Consider the following 15,941-nt stretch of genomic DNA (forward strand, 5'->3'; position numbering starts at 1 on the left):
CCCCACACCGACCGGTGTGGGGCCCACCCCCTTGCCCTTCCTCCCGCTCAGGCGGGGGCCATCTGGGTCACGGGCGCCGGGCGGGGGAGTCCCAGCAGGTCGAGCGCCGCATCCGGAGTGTCGGCGACCTTGACGATGGAACGTTCCCGGGGTGTGAAGAAACCTTCCTCGCACATGCGGTCCAGCATTGATATCAGCGGCTGGAAGAATTCCCGGACATCGACGAGGACAATCGGCTTCCGGTGATATCCCAACTGGTTCCAGGTAGCCACCTCCATCAGCTCGTCGAGCGTGCCGAATCCACCCGGCAGCACCAGGAACGCGTCCGACAGCCGGTACATCAGCGCCTTGCGCTCGTGCATGCTGGGCACCACGAAGATCTCGCCGCACGCCTCGACCGCCCGCTCGCGCTCGTGCAGCGCGTGCGGGATCACCCCGGTCACCTTGGCTCCGGACCGGTGCGCGGCCTGGGAGACGGCGCCCATGACGCCGGCGCCGCCCGCACCGTAGACCAGATCGGCACCACGGAGCCCGAGCCCCTCGCCGAGCGCGGTCGCCGTCTCCACGTAGTGCGGCGTACGGCCGCCGCGCGAACCGCAGAGCACGCCGACGCGCCGCGAGCTCGATGTGGGAAAAGCCATGTTGAATTCCCTTCCTAAGACGGTGGTCGGGTTCTCTTCGGCAGGCTAGAGGAATTCCCCGGGAATCTCGCTGCGCACCGGCATATTTCCACCCGAGGGGGAGGACCCCACGTCGTCCGGTCGTTTCCACGCAGTGAAATATATATTTCAAGTCGGGCGAAAGCCCTGGTTCTGGCGCGAGCGAACAGGGGCACATCACCCCAAAAGGGCGCCGATGTGGCCGTGTCCCGAGGGTGACGCCTTGCGCCCGATGGCATCCCGGCGCAGTATTGAAAGATGTCTTTCACATCCCGAGCGAACTCCGTTGCCGGTCCCGGACGGGTCCCGATCACCGATGTGCGCGTCCTGGGAGCCTTCGCGCACCCCCTGCGCCTTCGCCTGCTGCACCACCTCATGCGCAAGGGACCGGACACCGCGAGCCGCTGCGCGGAGGCGGTCGACGACTCGGCCTCCAACTGCAGCTACCACCTCCGCCTGCTCCACCGGTACGGACTCGTGGAGCGCGTCGAGGCGGAGGACGGCTCCGACGCCCGCGACCGGCCGTGGCGCGCGGTCGCCACCGGTTTCGACTTCCTGCCGGACGGCCAGGGCCCCGAGTCGCTCGCCGCCCACTCGGCGGTCGTCGGGGCCGAGCTGGGCGAACTCACCCGCCTCGTGCGGCACTTCCTCGCCGACTTCGCCTCACTGGAGGAGCCGTGGCAGCGGGCGGCGGTGTTCGACTCCTACGCACTCGCCCTCACGCCGGACGAACTCCTCCACCTGACCTCGGTGATCGACCTGCTGGTACGCCCGTACATCATCGCCAACCGCCGTGACGTGCCGCCCGACGCGGCCGAGATCAGCTTCAGCGTCCAGGCGTTCCGCCGGCCCAAGGAGCAGAGTTGACCCCCGAACTGCGCCGGAGGAAGCGGACCGCGTCCGCCGGTACCGCCGAGTCCCTGCGGAACTCCGCGAACTCCCCGATACGCAACCCGCGCTTCCGCACCTTATGGGCGGCCGGGCTGCTCGACGACACGATCGACTGGATGCTGGTCACCGCCATCCCGATCTTCGTCTACCGCATGACCGAGTCGGCGATGACGACGTCCGTCGCCTTCCTGATCGAACTCGCCCCGGGCGTCCTCGTCGGCTCCCTCGCCGGGATCGCCGCGGACCGGTACGACCGCAAGAGGCTGCTGCTCGTCTGCACGCTGCTGCACGCGGCCCTGGCGGCCCTCCTCCTTCCGGTCACCTCCGGCGACCAGTTGTGGCTCGTCTACGCGGTGATCGCGGGGCGCGCGGTGTGCGCACAGTTCGTCCTGACGTCGAAGAACGCGCTGCTGCCCGACCTCGTGGAGCCCGGGCAGAGCGCGGCGGCCAGCAACCTGGTCGTCCTGAACTCCAACCTCGGCCGCCTGGGCGGCAGTCTGCTCGGCGGCATCGTGGTCGCCGGGGGACTGCGCCCGGTGGCGGCGGGCTCGGTCATCGGCCTGCTCCTGACGGCCGGGGTGGTCAGCCGGATCCGTCGGCCCGAACGCGCGCCGGTCAGGCCCGGGTCGGAGGCGACCGCGACAGGGAGCGCGCCGGCGGGACCGATGTCCACGTCGACGTCCGCGGGCCCGGCGGCCGACGAGAGGGCCCAGCGCGCCGAGGCGACCGACCCTGCGGCTGCCGCGGGCCCCGGCCGGATGTTCCGGCACTGGCGCGAAGGCGTCGCGGTGATCACCGGCGACCGCCGCCTGCGCGTGTCCTTCCTCGCGGCCATCCTCTGCGCCGTAGGCCAGGGCCTGTTCGTCGTTCTGTTCGTCGTCTTCGTCGCCACCACCCTGCACGGCACCGACGCCGAGATCGGCCTGCTGCGCAGCATCCAGGGCATCGGCGGCATCGCGGGCGGCCTGGCGCTGGGCTTCCTGGGCACCCGCGTGCACCCGAGGCCGCTGATCACCTGGGGAGCGCTGTCCTTCTCCGGACTGGCGCTGCTGATCTGGAACGCGCCGATGGTCACGACCGCCTTCGGCGTGTACGTCGCCCTGTTCGCCGTGGTGGGCCTGCCCGGTGGCGTCTACTACGCCGGGGTGCTCGGGATGGTCCAGCAGCGGGTCCCCGCCGACCACCTGGGCCGGGCACTCGGCTCCTTCTACACCGTGTCCAACGGCGCGCAGGCCATCGGCATGGCCCTCGCGGGCCTGCTCGCCGACCGCCTGGGCCCGGTACCGCTGCTGAACGCGCAGGCCGTGCTCTACCTGGCCGCCGGCCTGATGGCCCTGCTCGTACTGGGCGCCCGCAACACCCCGGAGACCCCGGCGACCGCCACGCCCCCCGCCCCCGCGCAGGCACCGCTGCCCGACCCGCACGGATAGCACCGCGGCCCGTACCACCACCAAAAAGGGCGAGGCCCGAAGACCTCGGCCGCCCACCTCGGGAGGAAACTCAGCTCACGGCCACACCAAGCAATACGGCTGGTGCCCCGCCTCATGCAGCCGGTGTGAGAAGTCCTGCCACTCGTGCAGCGATTGGGGGCGGGAGGGGGCTGACCTGCGGTTTCGCGGGGAAATATACGTTGACCTGGGAAAACTCCTCTCGGTAGTTCTCACGGGTCAACGCCGTTTCCCAGGCTCATGTGCCCTGGATGTGCCCTGGAACGTCCCTGAGTTGAGCCGTGGAGCGGCCGAGTCGCTCCCCCTGCGTGGCCGTGGTCGCCTGCACTGCCGACGCACCTCGTGTGCGACACCCGCAGGGGCAGTGGCCGCACGGATGTGCGGTACCTGCCGCCGCGCAACGGTGACGGACGGCGGGGACGAGAGGTCAGCCGCGCCACTCCACCATGAGCAGCGTCGCGTCGTCGCTGGTCTGTCCGCCCCGAGCCCGTTTGAGTGTGTGGGACAGGGAGCGCGTGACCGCCCGGACCCCGCGGCCGGTCCTCTGCAGATGGTTCACACAGTCGATCAGCTGGTCCTCCCCGAACTCCTCCCCGCCGCTCTTGTGTTCCTCGACCACTCCGTCGGTGAAGCAGAGGACGCGGTCCCCGGGCACCAGCCCCAGCTCGCTCACCCGAGGCTCCGAACCACCCAGGCCGACGGGAAGGGTCGTCGGGGCGACCAGACGCTGCGCGACGCGGTGGCCACGGACGAGGATCGGCGGTGGGTGTCCGGCGTTGACCCACTGCACCCGTCCCGTCGTTGTGTCCAGCTGCAGCATCTGCACGGTGACGAAATGCTCGGGACCGAACTGCTCGGCCACGGCGCGGTCCATGAACGCGTAGATCTCCGACAGCCCGATGCCGGCGCGGCGGGCGTGGCGGTAGGCGCCGATGGCCACGGTGGCCATCGTGGCCGCGTCCAGTCCGTGCCCCATCGCGTCGATCATGACCACGTGGAGGACGTCGCCGTTCAGCGCGTAGTCGAAGCTGTCGCCGCCCACGTCGTAGGCGGGTTCCAGGATCCCGGCGACGGCGACCCGGGGCATGATCATGGCCAGCGGTGGCAGCAGGGACCACTGGATCTCCGCGGCGACGCTCATCCCCTCATCGCGTCGGACGTCGAAGAACAGGTCGGAATAGCCGTGCTTGGTCACCAGAAGGTCGGCCACCAGGCCGGAGATTCTGAGCAGCAGGCGGCGGTCGTCGTCATCGACGCTGTCCAGCGTCACCGCCATGACCCCCACCTGGTCACCGCCGTCCAGCAAGGGCAGATGGACCCGGACGCCGTCCTCCTGGGGCACCTCGACAGGGACGGCGTCGAGAAAGCAGCGGCCCGCCTCGGAGTCGTCGATCACCTGGGGTTCCCCGCCGGTGAGTCCCTCACCGGGCAGCGGTACGAGCACCAACTGGCCGTAGTCCTGCAACAGCACCTGCGGACGGCGGCCACCGAGCCGGTCCACCACGTCGGCGACCAGGGGCCCGATGAGATGGGGCGGGAGTTCGTGTGCGCTGTCGAGGATCTTTCCGAGGAGCGCTTCCCCGAGGCTTTCGGATCGGTCCGGGCGCCGTCCTGCTGTCATCGCCTCACCTTCCGCGGTCACACTTCGGGCGGGGGCGTGCCGGGATGACAACGGATCTGTCGGTGCCATGGCTCCATCATGCGGTCGTGGATGCCCGGCCCGCCGGTCGGTCGGAGCCGGCCGGGTTGCTCAGCTGGGTCCGGCTCCTCCTTCCGACTCCCATGTGTCCTGTCCGTCGAGGCCGCTCTCGGCGAGTGCCAGCAGGCGCGGAGCCGACAGGGGGTTCGCGGGGTCGGCAGCAGCGGTCAGCAGCCGGGTGGCCACTCGGGCCGGCTCGTCCGGGGGGATCACCAGCAGTTCCCAGCGCCCCACGGTGCCGCAGTCCACGGTGACGGCATGCGCCTCGGCGGCGGAATCGGTCAGCACCACCTCGATCACGTGGCCGGGTGCCATCACCTCCTGCGGGGCATCGGGCCAAGCGGCCGTCCCCACGGTCACGCGGGTGATGGTGCCGATGCCCGGATCCAAGGAGCCGACCAGTACGGGCAGCTCCAGTTCCAGTGCGTCGCAGCGCGGCCACCATGCGCCGTCCAGCGGGCCATGGCTGACGTCCGGCGTGAGGCGCAGCCGGGGCAAGGGCATGCGGTAGGAGTGTCCGTCACCTGGTGCCGTAGCCTCGGCGGGCTCTGTGATGGCGTTCATCGTGCGATCCCGTTCCGGGCCGTGCGGTTTCCGGCTGCCCGTGTCGTGTCACTCGCCGGGAACGGCGCCGCCGTCATCGTGCGCCCGGAAGTTCTCGGTATGTCTCAGATTACTCCCGGCTGTGGCAGGCGGTGTGGCGCGCAGCCATCGCACTGCCGCATCACCGGCGTGCCAAGGGCTGTCCTTCGGCGGACAAGGTCAGCACGCAGGGGGCGGCGGCGCCGTGCAGCCCCACGACCTCCCCCATGTTCTGCCAGCCCCAGGACGAGAAGGCGGCTTGTCCTGCCTGGTCGGCAGGATGCAGCAGGGTGACCCCGAGGGAGGAGTGCAGGTCTGTGAGCAGACGCTGTTGCAGCCGGCGGGCGATGTCGCGGTGTTGAGCGTGCGGATGGGCCACGACCTGGGTGAGGACGACGAACCGTGCCCGGGAAGTGAGCCGCTGGATGATTTCCTGGAGCGTTCCGCACCCCTGCCGGCCGTCGGAGCCGTCAGAGCCCGCCGGAAAACCGAAGGCGCAACCGACCAGCACCGTCGTCTCGGCGACCAGCAGGGCGAAGCCGGGGCGGTGGGCGGTGACCGCCAAGCGGTGCAGGAAGTCTCCGCGGTCGTGGTATGCCTCTCCGACGGTGCCCGCGACGGACTCCGCAGCCAGGTCGGCGATGTCCTCGCGCATGTCTTCCGCCTGCCAGCGGGTCAGTCGGCGAAGGCGGATACCGTCCCTGAGGACGGGCTGGTCCGGCCGACGAGCGGGGTCCTCGGGCGCCCGCGTCGCGGTACTCATGAGGTCGCCGGATGCGGTGGGCGGCACGGAACTCACGGGGGCCGTAAGGAGCAGCGAAGTCGATCCGGTGGCATCGAGGAGCCGGGCGATCTGAGCGCACGGATGGTGCAGCCGCAGGCGAGCGTGGACCCGGCCCGCGCGCCGTGCTGCCGACAGGAGCACGTCCAAGCCCCTGGCGTCGCAGGAGCCGACCGTGGTCAGGTCGAGGTCGATCTCGGTGACGCCGTCCAGCAGACACTGCTCCACTGCGGCCCGTAGCAGCGGCGTGGTGGTCGGCCCGATGTCGCCGGCAAGCGTGACGAGCGTTCGCTCTCCTCGGTTCCGCCGATGGATGTCCAGCCGGGAAAGGGCCACCACGTCTCTCCTCGGCGGGGTCGCGGACCTGCGCGGGCGCTCAGCGCGGCTCCTGCCGTGATGAGCTCGCTGAGTTGTTTCGACCGCGGCGGACATGGTGCCGACCCGTCTCCGCGCCGACCACGAGGGCGGCTCGGATTCACTCGTCTCTCCCCGAGGACGACCCGGTGTGGGGGCCGGAGTGCGTGATGCCCTCGGTACTTCAACCGTACGTCGGCCGCAACCGGAAGCGGCTGCGTCGAAGGACGCGCACCTCACAGCCGAGGGCCGACGGGGTAAGGGCAGGGGTGCCACCCCGCCCCTGACCTGTCGCGGCAGGGTGCCACCCCGCCCCTGACCTGTCGCGGCAGGGTGCCACCCCGCCCCTGACCTGTCGCGGCAGGTGCCACAGGATGCGCGCCGGCTCCGGGACCAGCACTGGCCGCCGCGCAGTTCCCTGAACACAGCACAGCGCTGCCGCCCGCGATCGAAGCCGGACGGCAGAGCGGGTGGACGAATTGAATGCCAGCTCACTTCCGAACCCGCACGCGACGCGACCTCCGCTCACCGGGTCTCCGAACCCATCCGAGCGAAACGTCCCACGCCAGAAGGATGCGGTCCCGGACGCGGGGGAGAGCATCAAAGCGCTCTCCGAGTACCTCGGCCACTCGGACCCGGGCTTCACGCTGCGGACGTACACGCATCTGCTGCCGTCCAGCGAGACCCGCACCCGCAAGGCGATCGACGACGTCTTCGTCTTCGCAGAAGCCGAGGCCGAAGGCGGGGACGACCGGCCCGGCACTCAGGGCACATCAGTGCCCCCGGCGAAACCCAAGTGCCCTCAATGTGCCCTGGCCGCTTGACGGCCTCTCTCCGCACATGACGAGGGCGGGGTCAGAAACCCCGCCCGAATCCCCTGAAACCCCAGGTCAGGGCCACACAAGGCAATAAGGCTGATGTCCCGCCTCATGCAACCGATGGCTGAAGTCCTGCCACTCGTGCAGCAGTTGGTACACGTTGAACGCGTCCCTCGGGCCGCCCCGGTCCGGGACCGTCGACCAGATGAAGGCCGCCGCGCCGACCGCTTCCTCGCCCACGCCGCGCAGGGGGTCGACCACCGTCATGGGGAGCTTGACCACCGCGTAGTCGGGGTGCAGGACGACCAGCTCCAGCGGGGGCACCTTGTGCAGCGGCACGCCTTCGATGCCCGTCAGCACCATCGCGGCCATCGTCTCCGGCTTGATCTTCGTGAACATGCCGTTCATGCCGAGCTCGTCGCCGCCGAGTTCCTCGGGACGCATGGAGATCGGGACACGGGCCGCGGTCGCGCCGTCCGGTGCGCCGAAGTACTTGTACGTCACCCCCACCCGACCACCATTCCTGCTCCCGGTCTCGGGACGGTCGATTCCGCGATCGATCCGCCGGGCCCTCTGGTCCCGCTGATCCATACGTCGATCACGCCGATCGGACTCACCCGGTACGCCGCCCTGTTCCCGACGTGCTGCTTCCGCCGCTTCCTCCGCGTCGCGCCGGTGCCTTCCCTGCCGGGCACGTCGAGGACCCAGGTCATCCGTCCCCTCGCCCAGTCCGCCACCGCGATGCATATCTCCACCCGACTGCTTTTCTAGGACGCGTGGCCCCCGCCGCGCAACCCGATCATCGTGTCAGTGACCTCCCCCACGGCCGCCCGCCGAAACGTGCGTCGAAACACCAGTCCGCAGGATCTTTACAGCCTCCGGCCACCTGCGTACCGGACGAGCTGGGTGTATCGGATCACAGTCTCGCAGATGCCCCGACCCCTGCGGGGAGAACAGCCACCTCGGCCTACCCTGAGGAGGTCACGAGCAACCGGAGTCCGAGAAGTCGGAGAAGTCGCACGTCATGAGTGCACAGAGCGAAACGCCCTATCCCTACGACGCGCCCGTCTCACAGGCGCTCTTCGACCGCGCCTCCGCCGTCACGCCCGGCGGCGTGAACTCGCCGGTGCGCGCCTTCCGCGCCGTCGGCGGCACCCCCCGTTTCATGGTGTCCGGCAAGGGCGCCTACCTCACCGACGCCGACGGGCGGGAGTACGTCGACCTCGTGTGTTCCTGGGGGCCGATGATCCTGGGGCACTCGCACCCCGAGGTCATCGCCGCCGTCCAGGAGGCGGTCGCCCGCGGGACCTCCTTCGGCACGCCCGGTGAGGGCGAGGTCGCCCTCGCGGAGGAGATGGTCGCCCGGATCGAGCCCCTGGAGCAGGTGCGGCTGGTCAGCAGCGGCACGGAGGCGACCATGTCCGCCATCCGGCTCGCCCGCGGCTTCACCCGGCGCACCAAGGTGATCAAGTTCGCCGGCTGCTACCACGGGCACGTCGACAGCCTGCTCGCCGCCGCCGGCTCCGGCGTGGCCACCTTCGCGCTCCCCGACACGCCCGGTGTCACCGGTGCGCAGGCCGGGGACACGATCGTGCTGCCGTACAACGATCTCGAAGCCGTCCAGGAGGCCTTCCACCGGCACCCCGGTGAGATCGCCTGCGTGATCACCGAGGCCTCGCCGGGGAACATGGGCGTCGTGCCGCCGGGGCCCGGGTTCAACCAGGGGCTCAAGAACGCCTGCCGGGAGAACGGCGCGCTCTACATCTCCGACGAGGTCATGACCGGGTTCCGGACCAGCCGGGCCGGCTGGTTCGGGGTCGACGGCGTGGTCCCCGACCTGATGACCTTCGGCAAGGTGATGGGAGGCGGGTTCCCCGCCGCCGCCTTCGGCGGCCGGGCGGACGTCATGGCGCACCTCGCCCCGGCCGGCCCCGTCTACCAGGCCGGCACCCTCTCCGGGAACCCCGTCGCCACCGCCGCCGGGCTCGCCCAGCTGCGACTGCTCGACGACGCGGCCTACGCCAAGGTCGACTCCGTCTCCGAGCAGATCCAGGCGCTGGTCACCGAGGCGCTGAGCAAGGAGGGCGTCGCGCACCAGCTTCAGACCGCCTCCAACATGTTCTCCGTCTTCTTCACCAACCGCCCGGTGCGCAACTACGAGGACGCGCGCCGCCAGGACTCCTTCCGGTTCACGGCGTTCTTCCACTCCCTCCTCTCCCACGGCGTCTACCTGCCGCCGTCGTCCTTCGAGTCCTGGTTCGTCTCCACGGCCCACGACGACCGGGCCATCCAGAAGATCGCCGACGCCCTCCCGGCGGCGGCCCGAGCGGCCGCGGAGGCCACGGCAGCATGAGCGAGCAGCAGGACATCACCGTCGTCCACGTGATGCGGCACGGCGAGGTCGAGAACCCGCAGGGGGTGCTGTACGGGAGACTTCCCGGCTACCACCTCTCCGAGCTGGGGCGGCAGATGGCCGACCGGGTCGCCGAGCACCTCTCGTCCCGGGACGTCGTCCACGTCGTCGCGTCCCCGCTGGAGCGGGCGCAGGAGACCGCGACCCCGATCGCCAAGGCGCACGGCCTCGACCTGGCCACGGACGGGCGGCTGATCGAGGCGGAGAACATCTTCCAGGGCAAGACCTTCGGGGTCGGCGACGGGGCGCTGAAGAACCCCGCCAACTGGAAGTACCTGGTCAACCCGTTCAAGCCGTCCTGGGGCGAGCCGTACGTCGAGCAGGTCGTGCGGATGAAGGGCGCGCTGGACGCGGCCCGGGACCGGGCGCGCGGCCATGAGGCCGTGCTGGTCAGCCACCAGCTGCCGATCTGGATCCTGCGGTCGTACGTGGAGAAGCGCCGGCTGTGGCACGACCCGCGCAAGCGGCAGTGCACCCTGGCGTCCCTGACGACGTTCACGTACGAGGGCGACCGGATCATCTCCGTCGGGTACAGCGAGCCCGCGATCGATCTGGTGCCGGTCCACCTGAGGGCCGGGGCCCAGCCGGGGCAGGGGCAGGGGCAGGGCAAAGCCTTCGGGGCGTGAGGTGCTCGTGCACGAGCCCTCAAACCTTGCTGCATGAAATTAGTCTTAAAATATGCGGTTCCTTTCGGAACCGCCCCGTTCGTCGCGCCCTCTGAGTGGGTGACCACCAGAGGACGTGACGAATCGGGGAACCATGCGGACCTTCACCCGAAGGGGACTACTCGGCGTCGGCGCGGGCGCCGCGGCCGGACTCGGCCTCACCGCCTGTGGCACGCAGGCACCGTCGGACGGCCGGAACCACGCCGGCGGTTCCGGCGACCAGCCCTCGCAGAAGCCCACCGCGACCGCCCACCCCATCGGCGACGGCTCCACCTCCCGCACGGGCAAGCAGCCCCACCAGCCCGCCGCCCCCGAGCCGCTGGAACCCGGCCAGACGCCGCCGCAGTTCGTGATCTTCTCCTGGGACGGTGCGGGCGAGGTCGGCAACGGCCTCTTCCCGCGCTTCCTCGACCTGGCGAAGCAGCACGGCGCGTCCATGACCTTCTTCCTCTCGGGTCTCTACCTGCTCCCCGAGTCGAAGAAGCGGCTCTACGAGCCCCCGAACAACCCCCGCGGCGCCTCCGACATCGGCTACCTCACCGACGAGCACATCAAGTCGACGCTCACCAACGTCCGCCGCGCCTGGCTCGAGGGGCACGAGATAGGCACCCACTTCAACGGCCACTTCTGCTCCGGCCACGGCACCGTCGGCAACTGGACGCCCAAGCAGTGGCTCAGCGAGATACGGCAGGCGAAGGCGTTCGTGAAGGAGTGGCGGACCAACACCGGCTGGACCGACCTGCCCGCGCTCCCCTTCGACTACGACAAGGAGCTGGTCGGCGGCCGTACGCCCTGTCTCCTCGGCCAGAACAACCTGCTGCCCACCGCCCGCCAGCTGGGCTGGCGCTACGACGCCTCCTCGCCCGGCGGCCGTCAGGTCTGGCCCCAGAAGAAGCTCGGCATCTGGGACCTGCCGCTCCAGCAGGTGCCGTTCCCCGGCCGCAGCTTCGAGGTCCTGTCCATGGACTACAACATGCTCGCCAACCAGTCGGTCAACTCGACCAAGGCCCCGGCCTACAACTACCCGGCCTGGCGCAAGCAGTCGGCCCAGGCGTACATAGCGGGATTCGAGCGGGCATACACGACAAACCGGGCGCCGTTCTTCATAGGCAACCACTTCGAGCACTGGAACGGCGGCATCTACATGGACTCCGTCGAGGAGGCCTTCAAGCACATCGCCCGGGAGAAGGAGAAGGGCGCCGACGTGCGGATGGTCTCCTTCCGGCAGTTCGTGGACTGGATCGACGTACAGAAGCCCGAGGTCCTGGCCAAGCTGCGCACCCTGGACGTGGGGCAGCGCCCCGCGGGCGGCTGGAAGGGCTTCCTCAAGCAGGGAACCGCCGCCTGAAAAGGGCCTTTCCCGGACCAAGGGGGGTGCGCAAGATCCCCAGAACGGGCATGCGAAACTTTTCACATGAGTACCCGTAGCCGCGCCCTCCTGCTCGGCGCCATGGCTGCCGCGACGGCCCTGACCCTGTCCGCGTGCGGCAACGGCGGCACTTCCGGCGGAGGCGGCAACACCAACTTCGTCACCGGCAAGAACGGCATCGACACGGTCGCGAAGGGACACCGCGCGGCGGCCCCCGACCTGTCCGGCAAGACCATCGACGGCAGCACGCTGGACGTCGCGAGCTACAAGGGCAAGGTCGTCGTCATCAACGTGTGGGGGTCCTGGTGCAGCCCCTGCCGCGCCGAGGCGCCCTACTTCGCCTCCGTCTCCAAGGCGTACGCGAACAAGGGCGTCCAGTTCGTCGGCATCAACACCCGTGACACCAGCACCGGTTCCGCGGTCGCCTTCGAGAAGCAGAACGGCATCGACTACCCGAGCCTGTACGACCCGACGGGCAAGCTGATGCTCCGCTTCAAGAAGGGCACGCTCAACCCGCAGGCCATCCCCTCCACCCTGGTACTCGACCGGCAGGGGAACGTCGCGGCGCGCTCACTGGCGGCGCTCAGCGAGGAGAACCTGCTGAAGATGCTCAAGCCGGTCGTCGCGGAGAAGTGACGTGAGCGCACTCCTCACCGTCGCGGCCGCGACGGACGGACCGAACACGACCGTCATGAACGGCGCGCTGCTCCTCGCGCTGCCGGTCGCCCTGCTCGGCGGGCTCGTCTCCTTCTTCTCGCCGTGCGTGCTGCCGCTCGTGCCCGGATACCTCTCCTATGTGACGGGGGTCGCCGGTACCGACCTGGCGGAGGCCCGGCGTGGCCGGATGGCGTCCGGCGCCGCGCTCTTCGTACTCGGCTTCACCGTTGTGTTCGTGTCGAGCGGGGCCCTGTTCGGCTACTTCGGCCAGGACCTCCAGGAGCAGTCCGGCACTCTCAACAAGGTGCTCGGCGTCCTGATGATCGCCATGGGCCTGTTCTTCATGGGCCTGATGCCCTGGTTCACCCAGCGCGAGTTCCGCTTCCACCGGCGACCGGTGGCTGGCCTGGTCGGGGCGCCCCTGCTCGGCGCGCTCTTCGGGATCGGGTGGACCCCGTGCATCGGCCCGACGCTCGCTGCCGTACTGAGCCTGTCCTCACAGCAGGGCAGCGCGGGCCGCGGTGCCATACTGACCGTCGCCTACTGCCTGGGTCTCGGTGTGCCCTTCGTGCTCACCGCGATCGCCTTCCGGAAAGCGCTCGGCGCCTTCGGATGGGTCAAGCGGCATTACGTATGGGTGATGCGGATCGGCGGCACGATGATGATCGTGACCGGTCTGCTGCTGCTGACGGGTGTCTGGGACAGTCTCGTGCAGGACATGCAGTCCTGGTCCGCCGGCTTCACTGTGGGGATCTGATCGATGAGCAAGACCGACACCGAGCACACCGACCACACCGGTGAGAACGCCGAGCCGGACCTCGGCGAGGCGGGCTCGCAGCTCTCCACCGCCCCGGTCGAGCCGCCCGTCGTCCCCGGCCTCGGCCCGGTCGGCTGGGCCCGCTGGTTCTGGCGCCAGCTGACCTCGATGCGCGTCGCCCTGCTGCTGCTCCTGCTGCTGTCGCTGGGCGCGATCCCGGGCTCGCTGATCCCGCAGACCGGCGCCGACATCAACAAGGTGGCCGACTTCCAGAAGGCCCACAAGACGCTGGCGCCGGTCTACGAGAAGCTCGGCCTCTTCCACGTCTACAGCTCGGTGTGGTTCTCGGCGATCTACATCCTGCTGTTCGTCTCCCTCGTCGGCTGCATCATCCCGCGCGCCTGGCAGTTCGTGGGCCAGCTGCGCGGCCGCCCGCCGGGCGCCCCGAAGCGGCTGAACCGGCTCCCCGCCTACACGACCTGGCGCACCGCCGCGGCGCCGGAGGAGGTCCGCGAGGCCGCGCTCGGGCTGCTGAAGAAGCGGCGCTTCCGCTCGCACATCGCCGGGGACGCGGTCGCCGCCGAGAAGGGCTACGTCCGCGAGTTCGGCAACCTGGTCTTCCACGTCGCGCTGATCGTCCTCCTGATCGCCTTCGCCTCCGGCCAGATGTACAAGTCGGACGGCACCAAGCTGGTCGTCGAGGGCGACGGGTTCGCCAACTCGATCATCCAGTACGACGACTTCAAGTCCGGTTCGATGTTCAGCACCGACGACCTGGTGCCGTTCAGCTTCCACCTGCGCAACTTCAGCGCCGGCTACCAGACCAGCGGCCCCAGCAAGGGCACCCCGACCACCTTCAGCGCCGACATCGACTACGTCGACGGTGCGTACGGCAAGTCGAAGCGGACCACCGTCAAGGTGAACCAGCCGCTGCACATCGACGACGCCAAGGTCTACCTCGTCAGCCACGGCTACGCGCCCGTCATCACGGTCCGCGACGGCAAGGGCGACGTCGTCTACCGCGACGCGGTGCCGCTGCTCCCGTTGGACGGCAACATCACCTCCCAGGGCGTGCTCAAGGTGATGGACGGCTACAAGAACGCCCAGAACGTCAGCGAGCAGCTCGGCATCTCCCTGTTCTTCCTGCCCACCTACGGCGGCGGCTCCTCCGTCCTGTCCAGCTTCCCGGCGCTGGACAACCCGGTGCTGAACCTGACGCCGTACCACGGTGACCTCGGGGTCGACTCGGGCATCCCGCAGAGCGTGTACCAGCTGGACAAGTCCCACATGAAGGAGTTCAAGGACTCCAAGGGGGCGCAGTTCCGCGACAACCTCAGGCCCGGCCAGACCATGCAGCTGCCGAACGGCGCCGGTTCCGTGACGTTCGAGAAGGGCGTCAAGGAATGGGCCGGCTTCGAGATCGTCCAGGAGCCCGGCAGCGGCTGGGCGCTCGCCGGCGCCCTCGCCGCGATCTTCGGCCTGGCCGCCTCCCTGTTCATCCAGCGCCGCCGCGTCTGGGTGCGCGCGGTGCCGGGCCCCGACGGCGTCACCGTGGTCGAGATGGCCGGTCTCGGCCGTAGCGAGTCCGCGAAGGTGCCCGAGGAGCTGGGCGACCTCGCCGGCCTCCTGTACGACCAGGCGCCCGGGGCCCCCGACCCCGAGGACGTCCAACCCGTCACATCCCCCGACCCCGAAGTCGTACCTGCCGAAGGGCCTGAGAAGCGATGACTTCAGCCGCCGCAACCGTGCTCGCCAGCGCGACCAACGAGCATCTCGCGAGCATGAGCAACACGCTCATCTACTCCTCGATGGCCGTCTACACACTGGCCTTCTTCGCCTACATCTTCGAGTGGCTGCTGGGCAGCCGCAGCCGGGTCGCGCGCACCGCCAACGCGCTCACGAGCACGGCGGAGGCGAAGCGCACCGGCCCCGCCGTCACGGTCAAGCAGGCCGGCGGCACCGCGGTGCTGGAGCGCCCGAAGGTCGTCGTCCGCGCCGCGGCCGGCTCCCGGGACGTCCCGGACGGCCCCGGCGCCCACGGCGGCGACGAGCAGGGTGACCTCTACGGCCGGATCGCGATCTCCCTCACGGTCCTCGCCTTCCTGGTGGAGCTGGCGGGTGTGATCACCCGGGCGGCCTCCGTGCAGCGGGCGCCGTGGGGCAACATGTACGAGTTCAACATCACGTTCTCCACGGTCGCGGTCGCCGTCTACCTGACCCTGCTGGCCCTGAAGAAGAACGTCCGCTGGCTCGGCCTCTTCCTGATCACCACGGTCCTGCTCGACCTCGGCCTCGCCGTCACCGTCCTCTACACGGCGAGCGAGCCGCTGGTCCCGGCCCTGCACTCGTACTGGCTGTACATCCACGTCTCGACGGCGATCTTCTGCGGCGCGGTCTTCTACGTGGGCGCGGTGGCCACGATCCTGTACCTCTTCAAGGACTCCTACGAGAACAAGCTGGAGAACGGCGGCAAGCCCGGCAGCTTCGCCACCTCGGTCCTGGAGCGCCTGCCCGCCTCGGCGTCCCTCGACAAGTTCGCGTACCGCGTCAACGCGGCCGTCTTCCCCCTCTGGACCTTCACGATCATCGCGGGCGCGATCTGGGCGGGCAGCGCCTGGGGCCGGTACTGGAACTGGGACCCCAAGGAGACCTGGTCCTTCATCACCTGGGTCGCCTACGCCTGCTACCTGCACGCCCGCGCCACCGCCGGCTGGAAGGGCCGCAAGGCCGCCTACCTGGCGATGATCGCCTTCGGCTGCTGGCTGTTCAACTACTACGGCGTCAACATCTTCGTGACCGGCAAGCACTCGTACGCGGGCGTCTGAGTCACTGAGGGGCCACACTGGTC

At 69.7% G+C, this 15,941-nt stretch carries 14 protein-coding genes and 1 pseudogene; 10 read left to right on the forward strand and 5 right to left on the reverse strand.

Going from position 1 to position 15,941, the window contains the following annotated elements; translation table 11 throughout:
- Window positions 1-47: 47 nt before the first annotated feature.
- Complete coding sequence (locus tag AB0958_RS10385) at window positions 48-641, reverse strand: TIGR00730 family Rossman fold protein (RefSeq protein ID WP_366889932.1); 594 nt, start codon at window positions 639-641, stop codon at window positions 48-50.
- A 276-nt stretch (window positions 642-917) separates the two neighbouring features.
- On the opposite strand from AB0958_RS10385, the gene AB0958_RS10390 reads away from it, so the two are divergent.
- Both AB0958_RS10390 and AB0958_RS10395 read left to right on the forward strand, forming a co-directional pair.
- A complete protein-coding gene (locus tag AB0958_RS10390; RefSeq protein ID WP_366889933.1) occupies window positions 918-1,526 on the forward strand; it encodes a helix-turn-helix domain-containing protein in 609 nt (202 codons plus the stop codon).
- Window positions 1,523-2,980 carry an MFS transporter gene (locus AB0958_RS10395; protein ID WP_366889934.1) on the forward strand — a complete coding sequence of 486 codons (1,458 nt, stop codon included), beginning with the start codon at window positions 1,523-1,525 and terminating at the stop codon, window positions 2,978-2,980. Before AB0958_RS10390 ends, AB0958_RS10395 begins: the two co-directional genes overlap by 4 nt.
- Before the next feature lie 445 nt (window positions 2,981-3,425).
- Here the strand turns inward: AB0958_RS10395 and AB0958_RS10400 are convergent, their stop codons facing one another.
- The 3 genes from AB0958_RS10400 to AB0958_RS10410 all read right to left on the reverse strand — a co-directional run bounded on the left by AB0958_RS10400 (window position 3,426) and on the right by AB0958_RS10410 (window position 6,396).
- Window positions 3,426-4,619, reverse strand: coding sequence for a PP2C family protein-serine/threonine phosphatase (locus tag AB0958_RS10400; RefSeq protein WP_366889935.1), 1,194 nt, complete (start codon window positions 4,617-4,619; stop codon window positions 3,426-3,428).
- A gap of 129 nt (window positions 4,620-4,748) precedes the next feature.
- Window positions 4,749-5,261, reverse strand: coding sequence for a DUF5994 family protein (locus tag AB0958_RS10405; RefSeq protein WP_366889936.1), 513 nt, complete (start codon window positions 5,259-5,261; stop codon window positions 4,749-4,751).
- A 160-nt stretch (window positions 5,262-5,421) separates the two neighbouring features.
- Window positions 5,422-6,396, reverse strand: coding sequence for an STAS domain-containing protein (locus tag AB0958_RS10410; protein ID WP_366889937.1), 975 nt, complete (start codon window positions 6,394-6,396; stop codon window positions 5,422-5,424).
- A gap of 602 nt (window positions 6,397-6,998) precedes the next feature.
- Between AB0958_RS10410 and AB0958_RS10415 the strand changes: the two are divergent.
- A pseudogene (locus AB0958_RS10415) lies at window positions 6,999-7,238 on the forward strand (site-specific integrase); the annotation flags it as partial.
- A 66-nt stretch (window positions 7,239-7,304) separates the two neighbouring features.
- Here AB0958_RS10415 and AB0958_RS10420 read toward each other — a convergent pair.
- The gene (locus AB0958_RS10420; RefSeq protein ID WP_207921793.1) at window positions 7,305-7,979 is read right to left on the reverse strand and encodes a hypothetical protein; all 675 of its coding nucleotides are present in this window, start codon (window positions 7,977-7,979) and stop codon (window positions 7,305-7,307) included.
- 277 nt (window positions 7,980-8,256) lie between these two features.
- On the opposite strand from AB0958_RS10420, the gene hemL reads away from it, so the two are divergent.
- The 7 genes from hemL (at window position 8,257) to ccsB (ending at window position 15,918) form a co-directional block, all read left to right on the forward strand.
- On the forward strand, window positions 8,257-9,585 hold the full coding sequence (hemL, locus tag AB0958_RS10425) for a glutamate-1-semialdehyde 2,1-aminomutase (RefSeq protein WP_366889938.1): 1,329 nt from the start codon (window positions 8,257-8,259) through the stop codon (window positions 9,583-9,585).
- Window positions 9,582-10,271, forward strand: coding sequence for a histidine phosphatase family protein (locus AB0958_RS10430; RefSeq protein ID WP_366889939.1), 690 nt, complete (start codon window positions 9,582-9,584; stop codon window positions 10,269-10,271). Before hemL ends, AB0958_RS10430 begins: the two co-directional genes overlap by 4 nt.
- Before the next feature lie 133 nt (window positions 10,272-10,404).
- Window positions 10,405-11,658, forward strand: coding sequence for a hypothetical protein (locus AB0958_RS10435; RefSeq protein ID WP_366889940.1), 1,254 nt, complete (start codon window positions 10,405-10,407; stop codon window positions 11,656-11,658).
- A gap of 66 nt (window positions 11,659-11,724) precedes the next feature.
- Entirely contained in the window at window positions 11,725-12,315 is a 591-nt protein-coding gene (locus tag AB0958_RS10440; RefSeq protein ID WP_366889941.1) for a TlpA disulfide reductase family protein, read from the forward strand.
- A gap of 1 nt (window position 12,316) precedes the next feature.
- Window positions 12,317-13,093 carry a cytochrome c biogenesis protein CcdA gene (locus tag AB0958_RS10445; RefSeq protein WP_366889943.1) on the forward strand — a complete coding sequence of 259 codons (777 nt, stop codon included), beginning with the start codon at window positions 12,317-12,319 and terminating at the stop codon, window positions 13,091-13,093.
- A gap of 3 nt (window positions 13,094-13,096) precedes the next feature.
- Entirely contained in the window at window positions 13,097-14,821 is a 1,725-nt protein-coding gene (locus AB0958_RS10450; protein ID WP_366889944.1) for a cytochrome c biogenesis protein ResB, read from the forward strand.
- A complete protein-coding gene (gene ccsB / locus AB0958_RS10455; protein ID WP_358981156.1) occupies window positions 14,818-15,918 on the forward strand; it encodes a c-type cytochrome biogenesis protein CcsB in 1,101 nt (366 codons plus the stop codon). Before AB0958_RS10450 ends, ccsB begins: the two co-directional genes overlap by 4 nt.
- The last annotated feature ends 23 nt before the right edge of the window (window positions 15,919-15,941 follow it).

It is taken from the genome of Streptomyces sp. NPDC006655, from assembly GCF_040703965.1.
Taxonomy (GTDB): Bacteria; Actinomycetota; Actinomycetes; order Streptomycetales; family Streptomycetaceae; genus Streptomyces.

Coding starts and splice junctions, on each gene's coding strand:
- AB0958_RS10405 (WP_366889936.1), bottom strand. CDS start 5,261: ATGAACGCCATCACAGAGCCCGCCGAGGCTACGGCACCAGGTGACGGA.
- AB0958_RS10385 (WP_366889932.1), bottom strand. CDS start 641: ATGGCTTTTCCCACATCGAGCTCGCGGCGCGTCGGCGTGCTCTGCGGT.
- AB0958_RS10390 (WP_366889933.1), top strand. CDS start 918: ATGTCTTTCACATCCCGAGCGAACTCCGTTGCCGGTCCCGGACGGGTC.
- AB0958_RS10420 (WP_207921793.1), bottom strand. CDS start 7,979: ATGCATCGCGGTGGCGGACTGGGCGAGGGGACGGATGACCTGGGTCCT.
- AB0958_RS10440 (WP_366889941.1), top strand. CDS start 11,725: ATGAGTACCCGTAGCCGCGCCCTCCTGCTCGGCGCCATGGCTGCCGCG.
- ccsB (WP_358981156.1), top strand. CDS start 14,818: ATGACTTCAGCCGCCGCAACCGTGCTCGCCAGCGCGACCAACGAGCAT.
- AB0958_RS10400 (WP_366889935.1), bottom strand. CDS start 4,619: ATGACAGCAGGACGGCGCCCGGACCGATCCGAAAGCCTCGGGGAAGCG.
- AB0958_RS10430 (WP_366889939.1), top strand. CDS start 9,582: ATGAGCGAGCAGCAGGACATCACCGTCGTCCACGTGATGCGGCACGGC.
- AB0958_RS10435 (WP_366889940.1), top strand. CDS start 10,405: ATGCGGACCTTCACCCGAAGGGGACTACTCGGCGTCGGCGCGGGCGCC.
- hemL (WP_366889938.1), top strand. CDS start 8,257: ATGAGTGCACAGAGCGAAACGCCCTATCCCTACGACGCGCCCGTCTCA.
- AB0958_RS10450 (WP_366889944.1), top strand. CDS start 13,097: ATGAGCAAGACCGACACCGAGCACACCGACCACACCGGTGAGAACGCC.